Here is a 24761-nt window from a genome sequence, read left to right on the forward strand (position 1 = left end):
CGGGCGTCTCGACAGGCGTGCTGTCGCTGTCGCAGGGGCGGCAGGATTCGAACCTGCGGCCTTCGGTTTTGGAGACCGGCGCTCTGACCAGCTGAGCTACACCCCTTCGGTGGGACCAACCATGACACGAACGCGCGCGGAGATCCAATCAATTCATGGCTCGACCGGGTGAGAGTTCCGCACCGGTCGACCCCGAGATCGCCGTCGTCGCCCCTCACCGACGGGACGGCCCCCTGCCTGTCCGGGGTGGCGGAACCTCGGGGCGCGGAGGATCGTGGGTGAGGGGACCCGTGGAGCGGGAGGTTCCGTCATGCCCCGAAGCCGACGAGCGGGGCGCCTGCGGGGCTCGCTCCTGGCGCTCGCGCTCCTCGCACCCGGCCTGCTGGGCGTGGCCCCGGGCGGTTCGGGCGAGACGATCTCGCTGGCCGGGAGCGAGCCCGGCCTCCGGCTCGACGTCACGTTGACGCAGGTGGTGGACCCGGCCGACCCCGCAGGCCAGGAGCCCCCCGGGAGTGACCGGCTCGTCGCGACGCGCTTCCGGCTGGAGAACACCGGCACCGCCGTGTACCAGGACTCCCCCGCACCGGCCGCGCACCTGCTGGACACCACCGGCCACCGGTTCACCGGCGACGACGCCCCCACCACCGCGGGCCCGGCCTTCCCCGAGACCGTCACGCTCGATCCCGGCGCCACGGCGGAGGGTTTCATCACCTTCCGGCTGCCGCGGGACACCGACCCGGCCGCGGTCCAGTTCGCCCTCGACGCCGGCCTCGCCGACGACGTCGGCCACTGGAGCCTGCCGCTGCCTTAGCCGAGGTCTTCGCCCGCTACGTGCTCACGAACCGGGGAAGGTGACGACGGACAGGGCGAGGGGCAGCTCATCGGTGCGGGACTGGGCCTCGGGCAGCCTGCCTTGCAGGAAGGTGCCGCTCAGGTAGTCGTCGGTGAGCACCCAGGCCGAGTAGGGGATCTGGCCCTGGTAGGTGAAGCGGTCGATGACATAGGGGACGGCGTCGGCCTCCAGCACCGACGGATCATTCATCAGCTGGAAGTGCAGGTGAGGGGCGTTGGAGTTGCCGGTGTTGCCCAGTTCCGCGATCTTCTGGCCCTTCTTGACCTTGTCCCCCGGCTTGACCAGCAGACTGCCCTTGATCAGATGCGCGTACATCGCCCAGACGCCGCCGCCGAGGTCCTGGATGACGTGGTTGCCGTCCACGTTCTTGACGGTGATCTTCGGGCCGAGGACAGGGTCGTTGGCGGGCAGGATGCCGGGGGTGCCTGCCTCGACCGAGTCGAGCGTCGAGCTCACGGTGCCGTCGGCAACCGCGTACACCGCCTCGCCGTAGTCGGCGTAACTCTCGTTCTTCGTCTTGTCACCGCTGTAGAGCGTGCCCTCGTCGGTGAGTTTCATCCAGTCGATGGCGAAGCGCTGGAAGTTGGCCAGCTTGCCGTTCACCGAGTTGAGCGAGGGGCGGTGTGGCCCGCCGGTGCCGCAGCAGCCGTTCACGGCGACCCAGTCGTCCCCCTTCAGCGGGGGTGCGATGACGCGCGGTGTGCCGGAGGAGATGTCGAACGGCGCGGCGAGGTAGCTGATCGGGCTCGGCTCGGTGGCCGGGGGCACGGCCTGCCCTGTGAGGAACAGCCGGTGCATGACCTCGGCGGGCGCCTGGTCCAGGGAGTCGAATGTCAGGTCCACCATCAGGGCTCGGGACTGGCCGGGGGGCATGACGGTGTCGGTGGCGTTCGACGAGGGCAGCATCCGCAGCAGATTGCAGGCCCCGTACTCGCAGTCGGGATCGACCAGCTGGCGGCTGGAGAGGGTGGCGACGACGGTGTCAGGTTGTCCGGCGTCGACCACCTGCACCTTGGTGAGCGTGGCCGGCAGCCGTGAGGCGTTGGTCAACTGCAGGTCGTAGGAGACGTGGTACTTCTGGTCCGTGCCCCGCCAGGGGAACGTCGGATCGCTGATCGGTGTAACGACCACAGGGGTGAAGGCGTCCGGCACGCTCACGGCGGGCCGTGCACCGGCCGGCGCGGCCCGCTGACCAGGGTACGAGGACGCTCCTGCCGCAGAGGTACCCCCCGCGAGGAGCAGCACCGCGACCAGCGCCGCGGAGAGCGCCATCGGGCGCTTTCGCCGCCCTCCGGGGTGCGACCGCGTCCGTCGTCCTCGGCGCGTTTCTCGCGACGCCACCCGCTCGGTGATCCCGTTCGAGTCTGCACGGGAGCGTTGTATGTGCATCACTCCACCTCGCATGGCCAGGCGTCCTGCTAGCTGGGGGCGGTTCCGCGCTGAACGTGCGGTTCGGTTCGAGCGGGCGTGAACATGCGGAGAGCCGCCCCGGAGAACGCTGACCGTGCGCAACGCCGACCTGCTTACGTGCCTGTCGAGCACGCGCACAGGACGAGATGGGCGTCCGGCTCCGCTGTCTTGCGGTTCGACGTAGGGAGCGGCGAGCCCCTGCGCATGGAGGACCGCCGCGCTTGTGAGGGCCTGATCGATTCCCTCAATCCTGACATGACTCCAATACGGGCGCCAACCGCATGATTACCATGCGGAAGGCTGCCGTACATGGCCCCGAAGGAGAACAGGCGCGCTTACGCCCTTCGGTGCCCGCCGTGGAGGCAGTTCCGCGATCCGGGCGGCCGTTCTTCGAGGCCCAGGCCGTGTTCGAGTTCCCGGTAGTCGTGCTCGATGCGCCGGCGGCTCGTGGCCAACCGGACCGGTTCGGTGATCGGGGTGTCGGCCGGGAGGCCGGAGAGCCGGTGGCCGGTCGGACGTTCGGCGTTCTCCGGCCATTCGACCAGCAGCCGACAGGCGGGCAGGACCCCGTCCCACCAACCCAGCGTGGACGAGGCCGCGGCTTTGATCGGATGCTCGACCGCCTTGCCGGCGGGGCCGGACGCGCACGGCGGCGAAGCGGGACTTCAACCGGCCCAGGGTTCCCTGCCGCCGACCGAGCACGGTGCAGCCCTGCGGCCCGAGACCGGCGGCCAGGGTCGCCACCGACGGTGCGGGGCGCCGATAGCGGGGCCGGGTCCCCGGCCGACCGGCCCTTGGGGGAAGCGCTTCGGGCGCTGCGTCGACTCCGCGGTCGGCGAGCCCGGCCCACTTCGCGTGCGTCCACGCCGGCCGGGACGAGTTTCGACCACCCCCTTGACCACTCTGGTCCAGACCAATAGTTTCCGGCATGCACAGCGCACGCGCACACGCCCCGCTCCCCGCATCCGCAAAGGAAGCCCATGCGCCGCAGCATGCTCGGCAGGCTGGCCGTCGCCGCCTGCTCCCTCTCCCTGCTGACCGCCTTCGCGCCCGCCGCCGCGGCGCAGGCCGACGGCGGCGGCCACGACCGTACGTACAAGAAGGTCGGCTACTTCACCCAATGGGGCGTCTACGGACGGGACTTCCAGGTTCAGGACCTGGAGGCGAACGGCTCCGCCGACAAGCTCACCCACATCAACTACGCCTTCGGCAACATCAGTCCGCAAGGCCGGTGCTTCACGGGGAACGTGCCCGGCGAGGCCGACGCCTGGGCCGACTACGTACGGCCGCTCGACGCGGCGAACTCCGTCGACGGAGTGGCCGACACCGGCGAGCAGCCGCTCGCCGGCAACTTCAACCAGCTGCGCGAGCTCAAGGCCCGGCACCCCGGCCTGAAGGTGTTGATCTCGCTGGGCGGCTGGAGCTGGTCCACGCACTTCTCGGACGCCGCGCTCACGCCGGCCTCCCGCAAGGCCTTCGTCGAGTCCTGCATCGACCTCTACATCAAGGGCAATCTTCCGCAGGACGGCGCCCGAGGCGGCGCGGGTGCGGCCGCCGGCGTGTTCGACGGGATCGACCTCGACTGGGAGTGGCCCGGTTCCGCGGGTGACACCGACACGAAGTACCGACCCGAGGACAAGCAGAACTTCACCGCGCTCGTCAAGGAGTTCCGTACGCAGCTCGACGCGTACGCGCGGAGCCAGAAGCGGAAGGCCGGCTACGAGCTCAGCGCCTTCGTCCCGACGGCCCCCGCCAAGATCGACGCGGGCTTCGACGTCCGCCGGATCATGCGCGACCTCGACTTCGTGACCCTCCAGGGCTACGACTTCCACGTCTCCGGCGAGCCGAGGACGGCCCAGCAGTCCGCGCTCCGGGCCCGGGGCGACTTCAGCGTCGACGGCACGGTGGACGCCTGGCTCCGGCGCGGCGCGCCCGCGAACAAGCTCGTGATGGGCATGCCCTTCTACGGCCAGGGCTGGACCGGCGTCAGCGGGGGCGGGGACGGCATGGGGCAGCCGGCCACCGGCCCGGCACCGGCCACCTGGGCCGCAGGGTACGAGGACTACAAGGCGCTGAAGAAGCTGGCCGACTCCGGCACGTACACGATCCATCGGGACCGGCGCCGTGGCCACGCCTGGCTCTTCGACGGCACCACCCTGTGGACGTACGACGACCCCCAGGTGTTGCGCGCCAAGACCGGGTACATCCGCGAGCACGGCCTCGGCGGTGCGATGTTCTGGTCACTCGACGCGGACACCGAGGACGGCGAGCTGATGACGGCCGTCGACCGGGGCCTGCGCGGCCACTGACCCGGACAGCGCCCGAGCCGCACCGCCCCTGACCGGCGCCGCCGGGCCGCGGAAACGCATCCGGCCCGGCGGCGCCCACCACTTACGCTCCCCGCATGGAGAACGAAACGGTACGGGCGGTCAACCGCCTCACGACACGCTGGGCCGCGCAGGCCCCCGCACCGGACTCGGGGACGGTCTTCGCCGCCTCCGGAATCTGGCCGCTGCTCGCCCTGCTCGCCGACGGCGCGGGCGGTCCGGCCCGCACCGAACTGGAGGAGGCACTGGGCATACCCGCCGAGGCCGCGGCCGAAGCGGCACGGGAACTGCTGGCCGCGTTGGCCGACGTACGGGGCCTGCAGGCGGCGACGGGTCTGTGGGCCAGGGCCGAAGTCCCCCTGGAGGAGGTCTGGTCGGCGAAGCTGCCGGCGGGCGCCCGGGGCGCGCTGAGCGGTGAGCCGCTCGCCGACGCGAAGGTGCTGGACGCGTGGGCGGCGGAGCGGACCGGCGGACTGATCGAGCACGTGCCGGTTTCCTGGTCCGAGGACACCCGTCTGGTCCTGGCCTCGGCGCTCGCGCTCCGCGTGCGATGGACCGAGCCCTTCCAGGAGGCGCCGGTCGCGATGACCGAAGGCCCGTGGGCGCGGCGGATCCTGCGGCGGCTGTCCCGCACCACCCGTTCGCCGGACGAGGTCCGGGTGGCGCACGGGCCGGCCGGAGCCGTGACCGTCCTGGAGGTGGCCGGCACCGAGGACGTGGACGTGCACCTGCTGCTCGGCGAGCCGCAGACGCCCTCCCGCTCGGTGCTGGAGACCGGGCTCGCCGCCGTCACCGGCGCCGCCCCGTCGCAGCCCGGCAGCGAACTCCCCGACGGAACCCCGGGCCCCGGGCTGACCACCCGCACCGTGGATTCGCCCTTCCCGGTGGACCTGCTGCAGGTCCGTACCGTGGCCTTCTCCCTCTTCTCCGAACACGACCTGCTCGACCACGCCCCGCTGTTCGGGCTGGACACCGCCCGCGACGAGGACTTCGCGCACTTCCCCGGCATCAGCTCCGAGCCGCTCGCCGTCGGTTCGGGCCGGCAGTCCGCGATGGCCCGGTTCCATGCGACGGGTTTCGAGGCCGCGGCCGTCACCGCCGTCGCGGCACGGCCGGGCGCAGGGGCGCCGCCCCGCGTACGGCACCGGGTCCGCCGGGCGGAGGTCCGCTTCGACCGGCCGTTCGGGTTCCTGGCCGTCCATCGGGACACGCGGCTGGTCCTCGCCGCGGGCTGGGTCACCGATCCGGAGACGGCGGTCGAGGCGGGCCGGTCGACCGGTGCGAGGCGGCCAACGCCGCCGTCTCGGTGAACTCGGGGACGCGCCCGGTGCCGCCGCGGCCCGAGACCGAGAGGGAGGCGGCGGCCATGCCGTACGCCACGGCGTCCGCTAGGCAGTCGCCGAGGACGAGCCGGGCGGTGGTCGTGCCGGTGAAGCAGTCGCCCGCGCCGGTCGCGTCCACCGGCTCGGGGTTGACGGGCACGGGGTGGTACTCCGCCCGCGTGCCGTCGTCCAGCAACAGCCGGTCGGCGCCCGCGGTGACCGCGACCGTACGGGCGCCGAGCGCGCGGCAGCGCTCTGCGGCGGTGCGCGGGTCGGCGGTGTCGAGCAGGGCCGACGCGTCGGCCGGGCAGGAGGTCTTGAGCAGCCCGGTCAGCGGCGCGATCCGGGCCAGCAGCTCGCGGGCCTCGGCCGGGCCGGTCAGCCGGGACCGGAAGTTGGGGTCGTAGGTCAGGTGCCCGCCCGCCCCGTGCACGAGGCGGGCCGCGGCCAGTACGGCGGCGCGGCTGCTCGGCGACAGGGCGCCGGTGACGCCGCTGGTGACGAGGGCTCCGCAGCGGGTCAGCAGCGTGCGCCAGGACGCGATGTGGTGGGGCGCGAGGGTGGAACCGGCGCTGCGGGTGCGCCAGTAGACGAACCGGCGGTCGCCGTCGGTGTCGGCGGACAGCAGGTAGGCGCCGTTGGGGCGCGGGGCGCGGCGGACATGGGAGACGTCCACCCCGAGTTCGGCGGCCCGGCGGAGCAGCGGGACGGCGAGTTCGTCGTCGCCGACCACGGCGAGCAGGGCGGTGCGGGCGCCGGCCGCCGCCGCGGCGGCCGCCGCGTTGAGGGCGTCCCCGGAGTAGGAGATACGGGCCCGCGTGCCGTCGGCGGCCTCGCGCAGGACGGTGTCCGCGTGGATCTCGACCAGGACCTCGCCGAGTACGAGGACGTCGTAGCGCGGGGCGCCGGAGCCGGGCACGTCAGCGCCCCGCGTCGGCGTCGCGGGGCAGGCGGCACGGTGTGGCCGCTCCGGCGAACACGGCGGCCAGTTCGTCCGGATCGGTCGGCAGTCCGGCGCCGACCCCGACGGCCGTGGCGCCGGCCGCGAGCCAGTCGGGGACCTCGGCGGGCCGGATGCCGCCGGTCGGGACGAGCACCGCACCGGGCAGGACGGCCCTGAGCGAGCGGACGAAGCCGGGACCGCCCACATGCGCCGGGAAGACCTTGGCGGCTCCGGCGGCCCGGACGGCGGCGGCGATCTCGCCGGGGGTGAACCCGCCCTCGATGAAGACGGCTTCGCGGCGTACGGCCACGGCGCGGACCTCGGGGGCCGGGTAGGGGGAGATCAGGAAGGCGGCACCCGCGTCCAAGGCGGTCTGCGCGTGCGCGGTGGTGGTGACCGTGCCGACGCCGATGAGCGCCGGGTGGCCGTGGACGTCGCTCAGCGAGGCGGTACGGGAGACGGCCCCGGCCCAGCCCGGGGTGGAGGTGGTGAGCTCGACCGCGCGGCAGCCGGCGGCGAGCAGGGCGGTGGTGCGGCGGACCGCCTCGTCGGCGTCGGCCTCGCGCAGTACGGGCAGTACGCGCTGGGCGGCCAGCACCGCGTACAGACGATCGGACAGGTGATCGGGCAATGGAGAACCCTCCCCTTGGCTCCACACGCTTGTTCCACGTAGTGGAACGGCGTACCGTACGACGGCACCATATGGTCGAGACCCTACCCACGCGAGGAGCGCTCGTGTCAATGGACGAGGCAGCAGCGGGCGGGCGCGCGGGGCGGACCTCCGCGGCCGGTTCCGCCGTGGAGAAGTCGCTGCGCGTCCTGGAGGCGGTGGCCGCGCCCGGCGGCCCGCACCGCCTCGCCGATGTGACGGCGGCGGCCGCGGTGCCCAAGTCGAGCGCCTTCCGCATCCTGGCCTCGCTGGTCGAGCAGGGCTTCGTACGCCAGGAGGCCGACAGCCGGTACGGGGTGGGGTCGCGACTGCGCGGGCTGTCCGCCCTGGTCGACGCCGGGGAACCACCCAGCATCGGGCGGATCCTCGGCGAACTCGGGCGGGCCACCGGCCAGACGGTCCATCTGGCCCTGCACAGCGGGCGGACCATCACCTACATCCGCAAGCTGGAGAGCGAGGGACAACCCTTCCGGACGGCCTCCCGCGTCGGCATGCGCATGCCCCTGCACACGACCGCGATCGGGAAGAGCATCCTGGCCCTGCTGCCCGCCGAGGAGGTACGGGAACTGATCGACGCGACCGGACTGCCGCGCCGGACGCCGCACACCCTCACGACCGCACGGGCCCTGCACGCCCAACTGGCGGTGGTGCGCGCCCGGGGCTTCGCCGTCGACGACGAGGAGAACGAGCCCACCATCCGCTGTGTCGGCGCGGCGATCCTCGGTCCGACGGGACGGCCGGTCGGCGGGATCAGCGTCACCACCGTCACCTTCCTGGTGTCCCGTGCGGAGATCGAGGCGTACGCCCCGGCGCTGCGTACGGCCGCGGAGGCGCTGGCTCCGCTGCTGTGACACCCCGGTGGAGGGGCCCGAAGAACTCTTCGGGAAAATTCTTCCGGATAACTGTTATCGACGCCCCCGTCGACGGTCTCCCATGTATCGGGCATCATCGACCGCCGGTACGGACAGGGAACATCACATGACTACTCAGCACACCGCAGCGCTCGTGGCAGCGGCCCGCGCGGGTGACCCCCGCGCGCAGGACGAGCTCGTCAGCGCCCATCTCCCGCTCGTCTACAACATCGTCGGGCGGGCTCTCAACGGGTCCTGCGACGTGGACGACGTGGTGCAGGACACGATGCTGCGGGCGCTCGACGGGCTGGGCGGCCTGCGGGTGGACGAGAGCTTCCGGTCCTGGCTGGTGGCCATCGCGATGAACCGCGTACGGGCGCACTGGCAGGCCCGGCAGAGCGGTTTCGGCGAGAGCACCCTCGAGGACGCGAGCGATGTCGCGGACCCGGGTGCCGACTTCGTCGACCTGACCGTCGCCCGCCTGCAGCTCGCCGGGCAGCGGCGTGAGACGGCCCGCGCCACCCGCTGGCTGGAGCCCGAGGACCGGGCGTTGCTGTCCCTGTGGTGGCTGGAGTGCGCCGGGGAGCTGACCCGGGCGGAGGTGGCGGGAGCGCTGGAACTGTCCCCGCAGCACACGGCGGTGCGGGTGCAGCGGATGAAGGCGCAGCTGGAGTCGGCCCGTGTGGTGGAGCGCGCGCTGGACACCCACCCGGCGTGCGAGGAGCTGCGCGGTGTGATGGGGGGCTGGGACGGGGAGCCCTCGGCGCTGTGGCGCAAGCGAATAGCCCGGCACGCCCGTGAATGCGTACGTTGCTCCGGTCTGTGGAGCGGGCTGGTGCCGGCGGAGGGATTGCTGGCCGGTCTGGCCCTGGTCCCCGTATCGGCGGCGCTGCTGGCGGGGATGAAGACGGCGGGGGCGGCCGGCTTCGCTCCCGCGAGCGTCGCCTTCGCCGAGGGTTTCGACGGGGGCTTCGGTGGCGGCTTCGACGACGCCGCCACTCAGCTCACCCCGGTGGCCGACATGGGCGGCGGTGGCCGCGGCGCGCTGCGCAAGCGGCGGCAGAGCCGGCGCCGGGTGGTCGGCGGCGCGGTGCTCGCCGCCTGTGTCGCGGGCGGCGGGCTCGTGTACCTCGGAGGGCTGCCCGGTTCCGGCGACACGAAGGACGGCGCTTCCGCGGCCGCGACCCCGCTGGCCGCGCTCTCGGCGACCGAATCCCCCGCGCTGCCCTCGGAGTCGGCCTCGCCCTCCGCCTCCCCCTCGCCCTCCCCGTCGGCATCCGCCTCGCCGAGCCCGTCGGCGAGCCCGAGCCCGACACAGTCCAAGAGCAAGTCCCCGACCCCGAAGGCCTCGGCGGTCAAGCCTGCGCCCGCGCCGCCGTCGGGGATCGCCGGCCAGGTCGTGGCTCTGGTCAACAGCGAGCGGGCGGCGGCCGGCTGCGGCCCCCTGAAGGAGGACTCGCAGCTGCGTGCGGCCGCCCAGGGGCACTCCGACGACATGGCGGCCCGGGACTACTTCGATCACACCAGCCCGGACGGCAAGGACCCGGGTGACCGGACGACCGCGGCCGGCTACCGCTGGTCGACGTACGGGGAGAACATCGCGCGGGGCCAGCAGACGGCCCAGTCGGTCATGGACTCCTGGATGAAGAGCCCGGGCCACAAGGCGAACATCCTCAACTGCTCCTTCAAGGACATCGGTGTGGGCATCCACCAGGGCTCGGGCGGCCCTTGGTGGACCCAGAACTTCGGCGCTCGGTAGCCGGCGGTCGCGCGGCCCGGAGAAGCTGGTTCCGTGCCGGGCGTCGCGACCCGGTGAACCTCGCCGGCCTAGGGGGCCTCGGGGCGCAGGCCCCGTAGCTTCTGCGGGTTGACGCTGACCCGCAGTGCGGTGATCCGGCCGTCGGCGGCCTCGAAGGTCATGGCGCCGACGGTCGCGCCGTGGTGGACGAGCAGCAGGCCGGGCTCGCCGTTGATCTCGGCGGGGCGCAGCGCCCCCTCGCGGGCCTCGGACTTGGCCAGGACGCCGAGCCACCAGCGGGCGACGTGGTCGGCTCCGTGCAGCGGGCGGCGGGCGGCGGTGACGACGCCGCCGCCGTCGGCCCAGGAGACGATGTCGGGCGCCAGGACCGAGAGCACCTCGCCGAGGTCCCCGCCGAGGCAGGCCTGCCGGAACTTCTCGACGATCTCGCGCTGCTCGGCCGCCTCGGCGGTGAAGCGGGGGCGGCGGGCCCGGACGCGTTCGCGGGCCCGGTGCGCGGACTGGCGGACGCTCGCCTCGGACTTCCCGACGACCTCCGCGATCTCGGTGTGGGAGTACCCGAACACCTCGCGGAGCATGAAGACCGCGCGCTCGGTCGGGGTCAGGGTCTCCAGTACGACCAGGACCGCCATGGAGACGGTGTCGGCCAGTTCGGCCTCCTCGGCGATGTCGGGCGAGGTGAGGAGGGGTTCGGGCAGCCAGGGCCCGACGTACGCCTCACGGACGACCTGGGCCGACCTGAGCCGGTTGAGGCTCAGATTGGTGACGGTGCGCACCAGGTAGGCCCTGGGGTTCTCGACGGCCGCGTGGTCGGTGCGGTGCCAGGCGAGCCAGGCGTCCTGCACGATGTCCTCGGCGTCGGCGACGCTGCCCAGCATCCGGTAGGCCGTGCCGAACAGCAGTCGCCGGTGTTCCTCGAAGTGCTCGCTCATGATCACCACGGTGTCATCCGCCGAGCCGGATGATCGAGGCGGGGCGGCTGTCGGCCTCGATGCCGACGGCCCCCGGTCGCCTCAGTGGTGGAAGCCGGACCGCGGCTCGGCGGCCGGTACGGGCGGGGGCGTGGCCGTCAGGTGTTCCACGGCCGCGCGCATGTCGGTGACGAGCAGGGCCATCTGGTCGCGGGTCACGCCGTGCCGGACGAGGACGCGTTGGATGACCGTGTCGTCGCGGTCGGCCGGCAGCGGGTACGAGGGGACCTGCCAGCCGCGCATGCGCAGCCGGTCGGAGAGGTCGTAGAGGCTGAACGGGGTGGCGTCCGGGTCGGTGAGTTTGTAGGAGACGGCGGGCAGGGCGCCCTGGCCGTCGTAGAGGAGGGTGAAGGGGCCCAGGTCGGCGATCTGCCGGGCGAGGTACTGGGCGGTCTCCGCGCAGGCCTCCTGGACGCGCCGGTAGCCGGCCCGCCCCAGGCGCAGGAACAGGTAGTACTGCGCGATGATCTCGCCGCCGGGGCGGGAGAAGTTGAGGGCGAAGGTCGGCATGTCGCCGCCGAGGTAGTCCACCTTGAAGACGAGGTCGGCGGGGAGCAGGTCGGCCGTGCGCCAGATGATCCAGCCGACTCCCAGCGGCGCGAGTCCGTACTTGTGGCCGGAGGTGTTGACCGAGGCGACGCGCTCCAGCCGGAAGTCCCACACCACGTCGGGGTGGAGGAAGGGCGCCACGAACCCGCCGCTGGCGCCGTCCACGTGGATGGGGATGTCCCAGCCGTGCTCGGCCTGGATCCGGTCGAGCTCGGCGGCGATCTCGGCGACGGGCTCGTAGTCGCAGGTGTAGGTGACGCCGAGGATGGCGACGACGCCGATGGTGTTCTCGTCGACGTACTCGGCGAGCTGATGGGCCTGGAGGCCGGTGGCGTCGGCCTCGATCGGGACCTGACGCAGCTCGACGTCGAAGTAGCGGGCGAACTTCTCCCAGCAGATCTGGACCGGGCCGCACACCAGGTTGGGGCGGTCGGTGGGCAGCCCCGCGGCGCGGCGGCGCTCGCGCCAGCGCCATTTGAGGGCGAGTCCGCCGAGCATGGCGGCCTCGCTGGAGCCGGTGGTCGAGCAGCCGGCCGCGGTGGCGCCCGCGGGGGCGTTCCACAGATCGGCCAGGATGTTGACGCAGCGGGACTCGATCTCGGCGGTCTGCGGGTATTCGTCCTTGTCGATCATGTTCTTGTCGAGGCAGACGTTCATCAGCCGGTGCACGCCCTCGTCCGACCAGGTGGTGCAGAAGGTGGCGAGGTTCTGGGCCGCGTTGCCGTCCAGGAGCAGCTCGTTGTGGAGCAGCTCGTAGACGACCTCGGTGGGTGAGTGGTCCTCAGGAATCTTGTACTTGGGGAGGATCTGGCCGCTCAGCGTGGACGCGAACACGTCCGTGTCGGCGTCCTGGGCGCGTACGTCCTTCGTCTCATGAAGAGCCATATCGGGACTATAGGCGCAGATCTATACATTATCCGTCAGGGCGACCCGACTCCCCTCCCTCATCGGCAAGCCCGACGCTCGCACCCGCGCCGGCCGGGCGCAGCCCGCACTCCATGCCATGGCCGAGCATCGCAGGTGGGCATGCGTACGCGTCCTCATGGACGCCCGGATCCCGCCGGCGGCGCTGACGTACAGTGCGGTCACGAGTGCCCACGTCAGCGGGCCTACGCGGCCAGGGGGGCGGACATGAACGATCACTCCGGATACTGGGATCCACTCCCGGCGGCCCGGACCGCCGCCGACATCCCGGTGCCCGAAGCGGTGCCCAACCTGGCTCTGACACTGCCGCACCCCGAGACCTACCTGACGGGCATCTGGGCGGAGCGGAACTGGCGCAACGTGCCGGGGCCGTTCTACGCCGCGGACACCGACACCTGCTGGACCGGACGCATGGCCGCACCCGACCACGTCGTCTACGACGACGCGACCGGCCAGGAGATCGTCTACCGCCAACCCCGGAACGCCGTCGAGGTCGATCGCCTGCTCTACGCCGCCTGGACCGACCCGCTCGGCGGCTACGGCTGGGACGGGGACCAGCACTGGACCCCCGACTCCGTCCGCGCGTGGTGGCGCGAGCGAGCCCGTCTGCGCGAGTGGGCCACCGATCTCAGGGTCGCCTGGTCGGATCACTCCGATCCGTATCGCCGGGAAGCGGCCACCGGGCTGAGCGACCTCCTCCTCCACCTCGACGGTGAACTCGAAGCCGACCTGCGGCTCTACCTCCATCGGCTCGAAGAACGCCGCCCCCCCCCCAGGCCCGTCGAGCGCCTGCCCGAGCCGCGACCGCGCGACCGAGGATCCTCCGGACGTCCGGGCCCGAATCCACTTCGGAGCCACTCGGAAGTCACCCCACACCGCTCCGCACCACCTCAGGGCCGGGCCTGACGCTCTGCTTCCGGCCGACTCTGCAGTGTGATGCCGCACATATCGACCCCCTCGATCAGAAGAAATTACTGCCCAGTAGCCTTTCTTCCGTAGATCTTCCCGTTCGAGCCCCCGAAGCCGCGCCGAACGGGAAGATCATCCAACTTGTTCTACCGGAAACTTGTCCGCGCATGTCCGGATACAGGCCAAGCCCCTCCCGAGCCCTGATACCTCTACGGCCATGAAGAAGATCACTCGCCGTCAGGCCTTGGGGGCAACAGCGGGCGCCCTCACCGCGCTTGGCCTGACCGCCGCCGCCGCGGGCGCCACGAACGCCGCCGCGACCCCCACCGAGCCCACCACCCCGGGCACGGTCGACGAGGTCTACAAGGGCCGTCGTATCCAGATCACCGCCGGCGGAGGTGGCCACCACGGCGGCCACCACTCGCCCGGCCAGCCCACCGTCCGAATAGACGGCAGGGAACTGCACATCATGCGCAACGCCGACGGCACCTGGATCAGCGTCATCAACCACTACGAGACCTTCGCCGACCCGAAGCTCCTCGCCCGCGCCGCGGTCCGCGATCTCCAGGGCGCCGCCCTCGTTCCCTTCGGAGGTGCGGCATGACCGTACGCAAGAACCAGGCCACGCTGACCCCCGAGGAGAAGCGCGCCTTCGTCTCGGCCCTGCAGGAGCTCAAGCGCACCGGCAGCTACGACCGCTTCGTCACCACCCACAACGGCTTCATCATGAGCGACACCGACTCGGGCGACCGCGTCGGCCACCGCTCCCCCTCCTTCCTGCCGTGGCACCGACGCTTCCTCCTGGAGTTCGAGGAAGCCCTGCAGAAAGTGGACGCGAGCGTCGCGCTCCCGTACTGGGACTGGACGGTGGACCGGACCTCCCGCGCCTCCCTCTGGGCCCCCGACTTCCTCGGCGGCACCGGACGGGCCCGCGACGGGCAGGTCATGGACGGCGGGTTCGCGTACGCGACGGGCAAGTGGAACATAAACGTCCGTGTGGACGGGCGCGCCTACCTGCGCCGCGATCTCGGCACGTCCGTCGCCCAGCTGCCGACGAAGGCCGAGGTGGACTCCGTACTCGCCATGCCGGTCTACGACATGGCGCCCTGGAACAGCTCCTCCAACGGCTTCCGCAACCACCTGGAGGGCTGGCGCGGCGCCAACCTGCACAACCGGGTGCACGTGTGGGTCGGCGGCCAGATGTCCACCGGTGTCTCCCCGAACGACCCGGTGTTCTGGATGCACCACGCCTTCATCGACAAGCTGTGGGCCGAGTGGCAGGCCAAGCACCCGCAGTCCACGTACTTGCCGGGGGCGGGCACGCAGAACGTCGTCGACCTGAACGACACCATGCGGCCCTGGAACAACGTGACCCCGGCGGACATGCTGGATCACCGGAAGTTCTACACCTTCGACACCGAACCGGTCGCCGCCGCCAGCCAGCGGTAGTGCAGTTCGGGGCGGCCGACCTGGCCGTACCGGGGGGTGCGGTCCGCGCGACCGGTGTCCACCAGGTGCTCCAGGTAGCGGCGCGCGGTGATCCGGGAGATCCCCGCCGCCTCGGCCGCCCCCGCCGCGGTCAGACCCTCGGGCGCCGACCGCAGCAGGGCGGCGACCCGGTCCAGGGTCGGGCCGCTCAACCCCTTGGGGAGCTCGGCCGGGCGCGGTGCGCGCAGGGCGGCCATCGCCCGGTCGACGTCGTCCTGCCCGACCGCCTCACCCGCGGTCTGGCGGAACTCGGCGTAGCGCAGGAGCCGTTCGCGCAGGGTGGGGAACGCGAACGGCTTCAGTACGTACTGGACCACGCCGAGGGAGACGCTCTCGCGGACCACCGCCAGGTCCCGCGCGGAGGTCACCACGATCACGTCGACCGGATGTCCGGCAGCCCGCAGCCCGCGCGCGAAACGCAGGCCGTGCCCGTCGGGCAGGCCGAGGTCCAGGAGCAGCAGGTCGACCCGGGACCGCTCCAGGAACCGGGTGGCCTCGGCGAGCGAGTGGACGGCGCCCACGGCGGTGAAACCGGGCACCCGGCCGATGTACAGCGCGTGCGCGTCGGCGGCCACCGGGTCGTCCTCGACGATCAGCACGCGCACCTCGCCGCCGCTCATCTCGAGCCCCCGGGACCCGCGGCGGGCTCGGACGCGGGCGCGGACGCAGACTCGGGCGCGGTCCCGGACGTCGACCCGGACGTCGACCCGGACATGGGATCGGACGTGGGCACGATCGGCAGGCGGACCGTGAACTCCGCCCCACCGCCCGGGCCCTGGGCCGCGACCACCGCGCCGCCGTAGCGCTCCGCCACCTGCCGGACCAGCGCAAGGCCGAGACCGCGGCCCTCCCCCTTGCCGGACCAGCCCCGGCGGAACACGTCCACCCCTTCGGGCAGCCCCGGTCCGTTGTCCGCGACCCTCAGCAGCAGCTCGTCCGCCTCGGGCCGCAGCGTCACCGCGATCCGGGCCCCCGGTACGGCGGTCAGCGCGTCGACCGCGTTGTCGATGAGATTGCCGAGCACGGTGACCAGGTCCCGGGCCGGAGGCAGCCCGCCCCCTTCGGCGAGACGGCGGCTGTCGGCGGTGACGACCAGCTCGACGCCCCGTTCGTGCGCCTGGGCGGCCTTGCCCAGCAGCAGCGCCACCAGCACCGGCTCCCCCACCGCGGTGACCACCTCGTCGGTGAGGGCCTGGGCGAGTTCCAGCTCGGCGGTGGCGAAGTCGACCGCCTCGTCCGCGCGGCCGAGTTCGATGAGCGAGACCACGGTGTGCAGCCGGTTGGCCGCCTCGTGGGCCTGGGAGCGCAGCGCCTGGGTGAAGCCCCGCTCATGGTCCAACTCGCCCGTCAATGACTGCAGTTCGGTGTGGTCGCGCAAGGTGATCACGGTGCCCCGGCGGCCGCCGCCCGCGACCGGCGAGCTGTTGACCACCAGCACCCGGTCCGCGGTCAGGTGCACCTCGTCCACCCGGGGCCGGTCCGCGAGCAGGGCCCCGGTGAGCGGGGCCGGCAGTCCGAGGTCGGCGACCTTGGTACCGGTGAGCGCGCCCGACAGGGCCAGCAGTTCACGTCCGGCGTCGTTGATCAACGTGATCCGGCGCTGCCCGTCGAGCATCAGCAGGCCCTCGCGGACCCCGTGCAGGGCCGCCTGGTGGTAGTCGTACATCCGGCTGAGCTCTGCCGCGTTCATGCCATGAGTGTGACGGCGCAGCCTCGCGTTGACGACGTACGTGCCCACGCCGCCGAGGGCCAGCGCGCCACCCGCGACCCAGGCGAGGGCGGAGAGCTGCGTGGCGAGCCGGTCGCTGATGGCGCGGACGGTGATCCCCGCGCTGACCAGGCCGATGATCCGGCCCTCGTCCTGGAGCGGGGTGACCACGCGGATGGAGGGGCCGAGGGTGCCGGTGTACGTCTCGCTGAAGGTCTCGCCGCGCAGCGCGGGGGCCGTGTTGCCCATGAAGGGCTCGCCGATCCGGCGGGGGTCCGGGTGGGTCCAGCGCCGCCCGTCCGGGGACATGATCGTCACGAAGGCCACCCCGGAGTCCGCGCGGACCTGCTCCGCGTAGGGCTGGAGCGCGACGGACGGGTCCGTCCCGCCCGCCGCGCCCTGTACTGCCTCGCGTACGGACGGGGAGTCGGCGACCGCGCGGGCCACGGCCCCGGCCTGGCGGCGGGCGGCCTCCTCGGCCTGGCCTCGGGCCGTGGCGTACGCGAAGACGGCGCAGCCCGCGACGACCACGGCGACCAGCAGCACCTGCATGGCGAAGAGCTGGCCGGCGAGGCTGCGCGGGGGGCGGGGGAAGCGGAACATGGCGCTCAGTGTGCCTCGGGTCGTGAACTCAATGAACGTAAGGGTGACCGGGGTCACAGCCCTGGGCGATGGTCTCCCCGAACGCAATCACCACCGGGAGGCATCGTGGCCGCCAGGCGCGACAGAACGCACTATCTCTACATCGCGGTGATCGGCGCGGTGCTGCTCGGCATCGCCGTCGGTTTCGCCGCCCCCGGCGTGGCCGTGGAGCTCAAACCGCTGGGCACCGGCTTCGTCAACCTCATCAAGATGATGATCTCGCCCGTGATCTTCTGCACGATCGTGCTGGGCATCGGATCCGTGCGCAAAGCCGCCAAGGTGGGCGCCGTGGGCGGACTCGCCCTGGGCTACTTCATGGTCATGTCCACGGTGGCGCTGGCCATCGGCCTGTTGGTCGGCAACCTGCTGGAACCGGGCAGCGGGCTGCACCTGACCGAGGCGGTGCGCAGTGCGGGCGAGGCGCAGGCGAAGGCGGGCGGGGCCGAGAGCACGCCGGAGTTCCTGCTCGGGATCATCCCGACCACCCTGGTGTCCGCGTTCACGGGCGGCGAGGTGCTGCAGACGCTGCTGGTGGCGCTGCTGTGCGGGTTCGCGCTGCAGGCCATGGGCGCGGCGGGCGAGCCGGTGCTGCGGGGCATCGGACACATCCAGAAGCTGGTCTTCCGGGTACTCGCGATGATCATGTGGGCGGCTCCGATCGGCGCCTTCGGAGCGATCGCGGCGGTCGTCGGGGCCACCGGCATCGACGCGCTGAAGTCGCTGGCCGTGATCATGATCGGCTTCTACACGACCTGCCTGCTCTTCGTTTTCGTGGTCCTCGGCACCCTGCTCCGGGTCTGCACCGGGGTCAGCGTCTTCGCCCTGCTGCGGTATCTGGGGCGGGAGTTCCTGCTGATCCTCTCGACCTCCTCCTCGGAGTCGGCGCTGCCGCGGCTGATCGCGAAGATGGAGCACCTGGGGGTCTCGCGGCCGGTCACCGGGATCACCGTGCCGACGGGCTACTCCTTCAACCTGGACGGGACGGCCATCTACCTGACGATGTCCTCGCTGTTCGTCGCCGAGGCGATGGGCAAGCCGCTGGCGCTGGGCGAGCAGATCTCGCTCCTGCTCTTCATGATCATCGCCTCGAAGGGTGCGGCCGGGGTGACCGGCGCGGGTCTGGCCACCCTCGCCGGCGGACTGCAGTCGCATCGGCCGGAACTGGTGGACGGTGTCGGTCTGATCGTGGGTATCGATCGATTCATGAGCGAGGCCCGGGCCCTGACGAACTTCGCGGGCAACGCGGTCGCGACGGTGCTCATCGGAACGTGGACGAAGGAGTTCGACCACGCGCGCGCCACCGAAGTCCTCGCCGGACGGCTGCCGTTCGACGAGAGCACGCTGGTGGACGACGGGCACGGCACGCAGCGGCAGGGCGAGCCCGCACGATCGGGCGAGTCCGCCGGATCCGGGTCCGACGGGTCCGACGGAACCCCCAGTTCCGTGCCGCAGCCCTCGGACAGCCCCAAGGACGGGGTGCCGGTCTAGCCGGCCGGCCCCCACGGGCCGACCGGGCAGGGCTCGCCCCCACGGTGCCCAGCCCGGTCGGCCGACGCATTCTCCCTACTTGCACCCATAGTCGGTATTCGGCCACCGATAACCGAACCTCGCGGCTGTAAAAGGTACTTCCGTAACCGGCTGTGTGCATGACATCTTGCGTCCACCACTTGTTTCGTTCGACCCGGCCTGACCACCGGGTCTTCGGAGGACGCATTGATACCCCACATATCCGGCCGACCTCGACGTACCCTCGTGCTGGCAGCCACGCTCGGCGCGGCACTCGCTTTCGGGGCTCCCGCCGCACTCGCCGGCACCGCCCCCGTCTCTCCCTCCGGATCCTCGGCCCCCGCCCCCGCGGCGGCCCCCAAGGCCGCGGCCCCGACCTCCCAGAGTGCGACCTGGGTTGCCGGTACCCGCGCCTACCTCGTGATCACCGCTCCCGGTGACACCACGGCGGTCCGCAACGCCGTCACCGCCAACAGCGGCACGGTGTTCCAGTACTACGACGCGATCGGCGTGATCGTCGCCCACTCCGCGTCGGGTACCTTCGCCACCACCATGCGCGGTGTGAGCGGCGTCCAGCAGGTCGGCGCCACCCGTACCTCGGACGTCCCGGCGGACGCCTACAACCCGGCGCTTCCCGCCAACCCGGCGCAGGCCACGACGCCTTCGGGCGAGCCGGTCCGCGCCGACATGACCCAGATCAAGGCCGACCAGGCCTGGGCCGTCACCACCGGTTCCGCCTCCGTCAAGGTCGGCATCCTGGACACCGGTGTGGACGACCAGCACCAGGACCTGGCCCCGAACTTCAACGCGGCCGACTCCGCGTCCTGCGCCTACGGCAAGCCGGACACCCGTACGGGCGCCTGGCGGGACGTCGGCACCCACGGTACGCACGTGGCCGGTACCGTCGCGGCCGCCAAGAACGGCAAGGGCGTCATCGGCGTGGCCCCGGGCGTGAAGATCTCCTCGGTGCGCATCGCCGAGCCGGGCTCCTCGCTCTTCTTCGCCGAGAACACCGTCTGCGGCTTCATGTGGGCCGGTGACCACGGCTTCAAGGTCACCAACAACAGCTACTACACGGACCCGTGGCAGTTCAACTGCCCGGACAACGCCGACCAGGCCGCGATCATCGAGGGCGTCAAGCGCGCCCAGGAGTACGCGGAGGGCAAGGGCTCGCTGCAGGTCGCGGCGGCCGGCAACTCCAACATCGACCTGGCCAACAAGACGACCGACACCGAGAGCCCGAACGACTCGACGCCGGTCACCCGCACCATCACCAACGCCTGCCTGGACATCCCGACCGAGCTCCCGGGCGTGGTCACGGTCTCGGCGATGGGCACCACCGCGAAGGCCTCGTACTCCAACTACGGTCTGAACGTGGTCGACGTGACGGCCCCCGGTGGCGACAGCGTCGGCATCTACAGCACCCAGCCGGGCGGCAAGTACGGCACCATGAGCGGCACTTCGATGGCGTCCCCGCACGTCACCGGTGTGGCGGCCCTGCTGGCCAGCACCAACCCGGGCATCACCCCGGCGCAGCTGCGCGACAAGCTGGCCACCCAGGCCAACGACGTCGCCTGCCCGTCGGACAGCCGCTGCAAGGGCACCACGGCGAAGAACGGCTTCTTCGGCGAGGGCCAGGTCGACGCGCTGAAGGCCGTCGGCAGTACCCCGCCGCCCGGCAAGTTCTTCGAGAACACCGGTGACTTCGCCATCGGCGACAACACCACGGTGGAGAGCCCGATCACCGTCAGCGGTGTCACGGGCAACGCCCCGGCCACCCTCAAGGTCGGCGTGAACATCGTGCACACCTACATCGGTGACCTCAAGGTCGACCTGGTCGCGCCGGACGGCACCGTCTACACCGTGCACAACCGCGCGGGTGGCAGCACCGACAACATCAACCAGGTCTTCACCGTGAACGCCTCCTCCGAGGTCGCGAACGGCACCTGGAAGCTGCGCGTCAACGACAACGCCGGCGGCGACACCGGCAAGGTCGACGCCTGGAACCTGACCTTCTAGCAGGTCGGACGTTCCGTCAGCGCCGGAGCACGTCGGCGAGCCAGTCGAAGACGACGTCGCAGTGTTGCTGCGGGGCCATCGGGGAGCAGTGCAACTGCGCCCCGGTGGCCTGCGTCATCTTCACGTACTCGCGGCGGGTGCGCAGCAGGTCGTACATCTGCTGCGGCTGGCCCGGGTAGAACAGCTCGAAGTCGTAGTCCAGGACGAGCGTGGGGGCCTTGATCCTCCCCACCACCTCGGTGATGTCGAGGCCCATGGCCACCTGGGCCGGGGTCCACACGTCCGTGAGCACGATGCCCTCGCGGGCCTGGCGCAGGGCCTGCCTGTCGAAGATCTCGAACCGCTTCTTGACCGCGAAGGCCAGCTCCGGAGTCAGCTCCGGGACCACCTCCTCGTTCCAGACCCGGTTGGTCTCCTCCTTGTCGGGAGTGATGACTGCCCGCAGCTCCGCGTCGAATCCCAGCCAGGGGCTGACGCAGCCGGGCTGGCAGGCGACGGCCGCGAGCCGGTGCTCGAAGGCGGCGGCGCGGGCGACCAGGTTGCCGCCCATGCTGAGGCCGGTGATCGCGATCCGGCCGCTGTCGACGTCCTTGCGGGCCTCCAGCCAGTCCACGATCGGGGCGACCACCTTCTCCCAGCGGGTGGTGAAGGGGATCTCCTCCACGAACAGCAGCTGCCCCTGCCCGGGTCCGTCGTAGACGAGGGCGTTCCAACCCCGGCCGAGGGCGGCGGCCACGCCGTAGGTCCACATGTCGAGGTTCTGGCCGTCGCTGCCGTTGGTGAGGATCACGGTGGGGCGCGGTTCGACGGGACCGTCCGGGCGGAAGAACCAGACCGGGAGGTGGGTCCTGCCGTACGGGACCTTGGCGCGGACGGCGGCCGGTGAGCAGAGCTTGGCGAAGGTGTCCCAGGCTCCCCGCCCGGCCAGGTAGACCGCCTCCTCGTCACCGGGGTGGTCGGTGCCGAGCACGTAGAACAGCGCCTGCGCGTAGTACTGGGCGGCCCGCAGGGACCGGAAGCGGCGGGTCTGCGAGGGGGCCTCGTGACCGTGACGGCCGGCCGCCGGGGGCGCCGAGAGCCGGTCCCCCCAGGAGCGGAAGGTGTCGCTGAACGTCTGCTCCGACAGACCTGCCGCGTTGATGGCGTTGACCGCCGTCAGGACCTCGCCCACCTCGGAGGCCCGCATCCCCGCGGCGCCCAGGGCGAGCAGGCCCGCGAAGTTGAAGCCGGGATCGTCGAAGAGCTTCATCGCCCCGGGGGTGGGATCGACGGCCTTGGCGGACGGCTTGGGCGCGGCGGCCGCGGTACGGGCCCCTCCCCCGACGGCGAGCGCCCCGGCCCCGGCGGCGAGCCCGGTCAGGGCCGCGCGGCGGGTGAGTGCGGAGGGCTGGTGCGGTGTACGAGCGGTCATGCAGCGGACCGTACGCCGGGCCCGTGACGGGTCGGGGCGCGGCGCGCCCTCCCTTGCTCCGAACGGCCGCGCGCGCCGACCGGGGCCGTCAGCCCGTCCGCCGACCCGTCCGCCGCTCCGTCCGCAGCACGCAGTCCCCGCAGAGCCCGCCGCCGGGCACCTGGTAGTAGAGGCAGCAGCTGCGCCGTACGAAGGCCACCCCGAGCCCCTCCTCGTGGATGAAGGTGCCGGTGCCCGCCAGTGCTCCGCCGTCGGCCAGCAGGGCGCCCGCGAGCTCCACGGCCGCGCCGCCCGGCACCCGGTCGATCAGCACCCGCAGCGCTCCGACGAGCCCGGACGCCGTGTTCCCCCGCAACACCTTCGGGGAGACCCCGAAGCGCTCGCGCAGGCCCTCGTCGAGCGCCGCCAGATTCCCGAGGACGGTCTCCCCGAGGGCTTCGGCGGGCAGGCCGGGGGCCGGCTCGGGCAGCCACAGCTGGAGCGATCCCGCGTCCGGCAGCCGCCACCACACCCGATCGGCGGCCAGGTCCGGAATCCGGCCGGCCAGTGCCGCGCAGCCGAGCCCCAGCGACCAGAGCCGGGAGGCGATCCCGAGCTGGGCGGTCGAGGCGGCCACCCGGCCCGGCCCGGTGCCGATCCGCCGGCCCACCTCGGCCACGTACGGCCCGAGCTGCTCCCCGTACAGGGCGGTGAGCGGCCGGAAGCCGGGGCCGGGCGGCTCCTTCCCGTAGGGCACGGCGAAGAAGGGTCCTACGGCGGCCAGTCGCCGCAGTACGTCGTCCATGGACGGAATGATCTCAGCGGCGCGTGACCGGGGTCGGGTCGGGTCCGGTATCAGGCCGGGTCCGGGGTCGCCCCGTCCAGGACCTCCAGGTAGTGCGGGTTGCGCATGATGCCGAGCACGTTGCCGAAGGGATCGGTGACGGCCGCCGTGACGAAGCCCCCGTCCCCGTGCGCGGTCACCGGCTGGTACTCCTCGGCCCCCATGTCCAGCAGCCGCTGCCGCACGGCGGGCAGGTCGTCCACCACCCAGTAGGCAACCGCCCCGCCGGGCTTCTCGGCCGCGCCGGGCGGGGCGTAGCGGCGGTCGACGATGCCCAGCTCGTGCTGGTGGTCGCCGATGCGGAACTCGGCGTACCCGGGCCGCTCGAAGTACGGCTCGATCCCGAGGAGCTCGGCGTACCAGGCCTTCGCGGCATCCAGGTCGTCGGCCCAGAAGTTGATCGTCGCGAACCCTCGCAGCATGAACGCCCTCCTCGACGGACGGAAACCTCGTCCCGACTCTACGGCGGACCCCGCCGGGACCGCCCGTAGCAGACCCAGGTGGCGCAGTCGTACCTCCCCCGTGATCCCACGGCTCACGGACACATCGCCGACGACCATGTGTTCGATGTCCGGGCGGCTCGGCGCGGCGCCGGGAGCGACCGCGGGATCCGCGCACAAGGCCTCGCCCGGGGCAACCGGACCTTTTTCACATCACCGCAGGTCAGGAGTGATCGCCTGGTGACCGGTGGCGACCGGCACGGCCGTCCGGGGGGCCCATGTCGTGCGGTTGAAGGGATGTCCGTGGATCGTGATTACGGGCGCTCCGCGGCGGGGAGCGAAGTCCCCGGAAAACAGTGTCGCGCCATTGCCAAATTGGGGGTTCAAGAGAGGACTTCGAGGAGCTACATTGAGCCACTCGCGTTCACCTGACAGCCGGTTGCCTTTCACTCGTGTTTTGCACGGGGGGCGACGTCATGGACGCAGACTGTGCAACCACCCCACCGCCCAGAAGGACCGAAGGCTCCGTGCCCGTACCCGTACACCTCGCGGGCCGCACCGTGCGGCTCGAGCCCCTCGCCCCCCACCACACCGAGGCTCTGGCCGTGGCCGGGGCCGAGGATCGTACGACTTACGCCTTCACTCCCGTGCCCCACGGTGTGCAGGCGTCACACGAGTACATCGAACGTGCCCTCGCCGATCAGGCCGCGGGTCGATCGCTCCCGTTCGCGGTGGTCAGAGCCACCGACGGGCGGGTCGTCGGTTCGACCCGGTTCCTGGAACTCGACTACTGGCAGGGGCCACTTGTCTGGCCCGCCGTGCCCGGAGTCCCGTTCGGCGATCCGGCGACGGCGATCCCCGATGCCGCCGAGATCGGCAATACCTGGCTGTCCCCGGGCGCCCAGGGAACCGGCATCAACACCGAGGCGAAGCTGCTCATGCTCCGCCATGCCTTCGAGACCTGGGGGGTACGGCGTATCTCGCTGCGCGCTGACGCGCGCAACGGCCGTTCGAGAGCCGCGATGGAACGGCTGGGCTTCACCTGCGAGGGGGTCCGCCGGGCCCATTCGCGGGGGCTCGACGGCGCCGTCCGCAGTACCGCCTTCTACTCGATCCTCGACGAGGAGTGGCCGGCCGTGCGGTCGATCATCGAGCTGAGGGTGTCGGCGGGCGCGCAGCGCAAGCGGCGCCGCAAGACGCTCATCCCCGCGTAACCCGTCCGGCCGGACGGAACAC

At 72.0% G+C, this 24761-nt stretch carries 21 protein-coding genes and 1 tRNA gene; 11 read left to right on the forward strand and 11 right to left on the reverse strand.

Going from position 1 to position 24761, the window contains the following annotated elements:
- Positions 1 to 32: 32 nt before the first annotated feature.
- Positions 33 to 106: transfer RNA gene (locus BCL76_RS12935), tRNA-Trp, on the reverse strand.
- A 204-nt stretch (positions 107 to 310) separates the two neighbouring features.
- Between BCL76_RS12935 and BCL76_RS12940 the strand changes: the two genes are divergently transcribed.
- The gene (locus BCL76_RS12940) at positions 311 to 811 is read left to right on the forward strand and encodes a hypothetical protein (protein ID WP_109779628.1); all 501 of its coding nucleotides are present in this window, start codon (positions 311 to 313) and stop codon (positions 809 to 811) included.
- Between the two features lie 24 nt (positions 812 to 835).
- Here BCL76_RS12940 and BCL76_RS40310 read toward each other — a convergent pair whose 3' ends face one another.
- Complete coding sequence (locus tag BCL76_RS40310; RefSeq protein WP_309136832.1) at positions 836 to 2011, reverse strand: M23 family metallopeptidase; 1176 nt, start codon at positions 2009 to 2011, stop codon at positions 836 to 838.
- A gap of 1232 nt (positions 2012 to 3243) precedes the next feature.
- Here BCL76_RS40310 and BCL76_RS12955 point away from each other — a divergent pair.
- The gene (locus BCL76_RS12955; RefSeq protein ID WP_109779630.1) at positions 3244 to 4572 is read left to right on the forward strand and encodes a glycoside hydrolase family 18 protein; all 1329 of its coding nucleotides are present in this window, start codon (positions 3244 to 3246) and stop codon (positions 4570 to 4572) included.
- 95 nt (positions 4573 to 4667) lie between these two features.
- A complete protein-coding gene (locus tag BCL76_RS12960; RefSeq protein WP_109779631.1) occupies positions 4668 to 5900 on the forward strand; it encodes a serpin family protein in 1233 nt (410 codons plus the stop codon).
- Here BCL76_RS12960 and BCL76_RS12965 read toward each other — a convergent pair.
- Both BCL76_RS12965 and BCL76_RS12970 read right to left on the reverse strand, forming a co-directional pair.
- A complete protein-coding gene (locus tag BCL76_RS12965) occupies positions 5827 to 6831 on the reverse strand; it encodes a PfkB family carbohydrate kinase (protein ID WP_109779632.1) in 1005 nt (334 codons plus the stop codon). The genes BCL76_RS12960 and BCL76_RS12965 overlap by 74 nt on opposite strands.
- 1 nt (position 6832) lies before the next feature.
- Entirely contained in the window at positions 6833 to 7486 is a 654-nt protein-coding gene (locus tag BCL76_RS12970) for a bifunctional 4-hydroxy-2-oxoglutarate aldolase/2-dehydro-3-deoxy-phosphogluconate aldolase (RefSeq protein WP_258309599.1), read from the reverse strand.
- Positions 7487 to 7596: 110 nt separating this feature from the next.
- Here BCL76_RS12970 and BCL76_RS12975 point away from each other — a divergent pair, with 110 nt between their 5' ends.
- Both BCL76_RS12975 and BCL76_RS12980 read left to right on the forward strand, forming a co-directional pair.
- Positions 7597 to 8376 (forward strand): IclR family transcriptional regulator, encoded by a 780-nt coding sequence (locus tag BCL76_RS12975; RefSeq protein WP_181382533.1) that lies wholly within the window; start codon positions 7597 to 7599, stop codon positions 8374 to 8376.
- Positions 8377 to 8503: 127 nt separating this feature from the next.
- A complete protein-coding gene (locus BCL76_RS12980; RefSeq protein WP_109779634.1) occupies positions 8504 to 10135 on the forward strand; it encodes a sigma-70 family RNA polymerase sigma factor in 1632 nt (543 codons plus the stop codon).
- 68 nt (positions 10136 to 10203) lie between these two features.
- Here BCL76_RS12980 and BCL76_RS12985 read toward each other — a convergent pair whose 3' ends face one another.
- Positions 10204 to 11067 (reverse strand): RNA polymerase sigma-70 factor, encoded by an 864-nt coding sequence (locus tag BCL76_RS12985; RefSeq protein WP_109779918.1) that lies wholly within the window; start codon positions 11065 to 11067, stop codon positions 10204 to 10206.
- An 81-nt stretch (positions 11068 to 11148) separates the two neighbouring features.
- Positions 11149 to 12540: a glutamate decarboxylase gene (locus BCL76_RS12990; protein ID WP_109779635.1), complete on the reverse strand. Its 1392-nt coding sequence runs from the start codon at positions 12538 to 12540 to the stop codon at positions 11149 to 11151.
- A 246-nt stretch (positions 12541 to 12786) separates the two neighbouring features.
- Here BCL76_RS12990 and BCL76_RS12995 point away from each other — a divergent pair, with 246 nt between their 5' ends.
- The 3 genes from BCL76_RS12995 to melC2 all read left to right on the forward strand — a co-directional run bounded on the left by BCL76_RS12995 (position 12787) and on the right by melC2 (position 14937).
- A complete protein-coding gene (locus BCL76_RS12995) occupies positions 12787 to 13485 on the forward strand; it encodes a ferredoxin (protein WP_181382534.1) in 699 nt (232 codons plus the stop codon).
- 220 nt (positions 13486 to 13705) lie between these two features.
- The gene (gene melC1, locus BCL76_RS13000) at positions 13706 to 14092 is read left to right on the forward strand and encodes an apotyrosinase chaperone MelC1 (protein ID WP_030761119.1); all 387 of its coding nucleotides are present in this window, start codon (positions 13706 to 13708) and stop codon (positions 14090 to 14092) included.
- Positions 14089 to 14937 carry a tyrosinase MelC2 gene (gene melC2 / locus BCL76_RS13005; RefSeq protein ID WP_109779636.1) on the forward strand — a complete coding sequence of 283 codons (849 nt, stop codon included), beginning with the start codon at positions 14089 to 14091 and terminating at the stop codon, positions 14935 to 14937. Before melC1 ends, melC2 begins: the two co-directional genes overlap by 4 nt.
- On the opposite strand, the gene BCL76_RS13010 is transcribed toward melC2, so the two are convergent.
- Both BCL76_RS13010 and BCL76_RS13015 read right to left on the reverse strand, forming a co-directional pair.
- A complete protein-coding gene (locus BCL76_RS13010; protein ID WP_109779637.1) occupies positions 14892 to 15596 on the reverse strand; it encodes a response regulator in 705 nt (234 codons plus the stop codon). The genes melC2 and BCL76_RS13010 overlap by 46 nt on opposite strands.
- Positions 15593 to 17287, reverse strand: a complete 1695-nt coding sequence (locus BCL76_RS13015; protein WP_375137909.1) for a sensor histidine kinase — start codon at positions 17285 to 17287, stop codon at positions 15593 to 15595. The genes BCL76_RS13010 and BCL76_RS13015 overlap by 4 nt, the downstream gene beginning before the upstream one ends.
- Positions 17288 to 17392: 105 nt before the next feature.
- On the opposite strand from BCL76_RS13015, the gene BCL76_RS13020 reads away from it, so the two are divergent.
- Together BCL76_RS13020 and BCL76_RS13025 are read left to right on the forward strand one after the other, a co-directional pair.
- The gene (locus BCL76_RS13020) at positions 17393 to 18814 is read left to right on the forward strand and encodes a cation:dicarboxylate symporter family transporter (RefSeq protein ID WP_109779638.1); all 1422 of its coding nucleotides are present in this window, start codon (positions 17393 to 17395) and stop codon (positions 18812 to 18814) included.
- 264 nt (positions 18815 to 19078) lie between these two features.
- Positions 19079 to 20851 carry a S8 family peptidase gene (locus BCL76_RS13025; RefSeq protein WP_109779639.1) on the forward strand — a complete coding sequence of 591 codons (1773 nt, stop codon included), beginning with the start codon at positions 19079 to 19081 and terminating at the stop codon, positions 20849 to 20851.
- 16 nt (positions 20852 to 20867) lie between these two features.
- Here BCL76_RS13025 and BCL76_RS13030 read toward each other — a convergent pair whose 3' ends face one another.
- The 3 genes from BCL76_RS13030 to BCL76_RS13040 form a co-directional block, all read right to left on the reverse strand.
- Positions 20868 to 22262, reverse strand: a complete 1395-nt coding sequence (locus BCL76_RS13030) for an alpha/beta hydrolase family protein (protein WP_109779640.1) — start codon at positions 22260 to 22262, stop codon at positions 20868 to 20870.
- An 88-nt stretch (positions 22263 to 22350) separates the two neighbouring features.
- Positions 22351 to 23046 (reverse strand): (2Fe-2S)-binding protein, encoded by a 696-nt coding sequence (locus tag BCL76_RS13035; protein WP_258309600.1) that lies wholly within the window; start codon positions 23044 to 23046, stop codon positions 22351 to 22353.
- 50 nt (positions 23047 to 23096) lie between these two features.
- A complete protein-coding gene (locus BCL76_RS13040; protein WP_109779641.1) occupies positions 23097 to 23507 on the reverse strand; it encodes a VOC family protein in 411 nt (136 codons plus the stop codon).
- Between the two features lie 545 nt (positions 23508 to 24052).
- Between BCL76_RS13040 and BCL76_RS13045 the strand changes: the two genes are divergently transcribed.
- Positions 24053 to 24739 carry a GNAT family N-acetyltransferase gene (locus BCL76_RS13045; protein ID WP_030761146.1) on the forward strand — a complete coding sequence of 229 codons (687 nt, stop codon included), beginning with the start codon at positions 24053 to 24055 and terminating at the stop codon, positions 24737 to 24739.
- Positions 24740 to 24761: the final 22 nt, after the last annotated feature.

Source organism: Streptomyces sp. CG 926 (assembly GCF_003148825.1).
Classification (GTDB): domain Bacteria; phylum Actinomycetota; class Actinomycetes; order Streptomycetales; family Streptomycetaceae; genus Streptomyces.

Excerpts from the sequence above, each read along its gene's own strand:
- BCL76_RS12940 (WP_109779628.1), top strand. The coding sequence starts at position 311 with ATGCCCCGAAGCCGACGAGCGGGGCGCCTGCGGGGCTCGCTCCTGGCG.
- BCL76_RS12955 (WP_109779630.1), top strand. The coding sequence starts at position 3,244 with ATGCGCCGCAGCATGCTCGGCAGGCTGGCCGTCGCCGCCTGCTCCCTC.
- BCL76_RS12960 (WP_109779631.1), top strand. The coding sequence starts at position 4,668 with ATGGAGAACGAAACGGTACGGGCGGTCAACCGCCTCACGACACGCTGG.
- BCL76_RS12975 (WP_181382533.1), top strand. The coding sequence starts at position 7,597 with ATGGACGAGGCAGCAGCGGGCGGGCGCGCGGGGCGGACCTCCGCGGCC.
- BCL76_RS12980 (WP_109779634.1), top strand. The coding sequence starts at position 8,504 with ATGACTACTCAGCACACCGCAGCGCTCGTGGCAGCGGCCCGCGCGGGT.
- BCL76_RS12985 (WP_109779918.1), bottom strand. The coding sequence starts at position 11,067 with ATGAGCGAGCACTTCGAGGAACACCGGCGACTGCTGTTCGGCACGGCC.
- BCL76_RS12990 (WP_109779635.1), bottom strand. The coding sequence starts at position 12,540 with ATGGCTCTTCATGAGACGAAGGACGTACGCGCCCAGGACGCCGACACG.
- BCL76_RS12995 (WP_181382534.1), top strand. The coding sequence starts at position 12,787 with ATGAACGATCACTCCGGATACTGGGATCCACTCCCGGCGGCCCGGACC.
- melC1 (WP_030761119.1), top strand. The coding sequence starts at position 13,706 with ATGAAGAAGATCACTCGCCGTCAGGCCTTGGGGGCAACAGCGGGCGCC.
- melC2 (WP_109779636.1), top strand. The coding sequence starts at position 14,089 with ATGACCGTACGCAAGAACCAGGCCACGCTGACCCCCGAGGAGAAGCGC.
- BCL76_RS13010 (WP_109779637.1), bottom strand. The coding sequence starts at position 15,596 with ATGAGCGGCGGCGAGGTGCGCGTGCTGATCGTCGAGGACGACCCGGTG.
- BCL76_RS13015 (WP_375137909.1), bottom strand. The coding sequence starts at position 17,287 with ATGTTCCGCTTCCCCCGCCCCCCGCGCAGCCTCGCCGGCCAGCTCTTC.
- BCL76_RS13030 (WP_109779640.1), bottom strand. The coding sequence starts at position 22,262 with ATGACCGCTCGTACACCGCACCAGCCCTCCGCACTCACCCGCCGCGCG.
- BCL76_RS13035 (WP_258309600.1), bottom strand. The coding sequence starts at position 23,046 with ATGGACGACGTACTGCGGCGACTGGCCGCCGTAGGACCCTTCTTCGCC.
- BCL76_RS13040 (WP_109779641.1), bottom strand. The coding sequence starts at position 23,507 with ATGCTGCGAGGGTTCGCGACGATCAACTTCTGGGCCGACGACCTGGAT.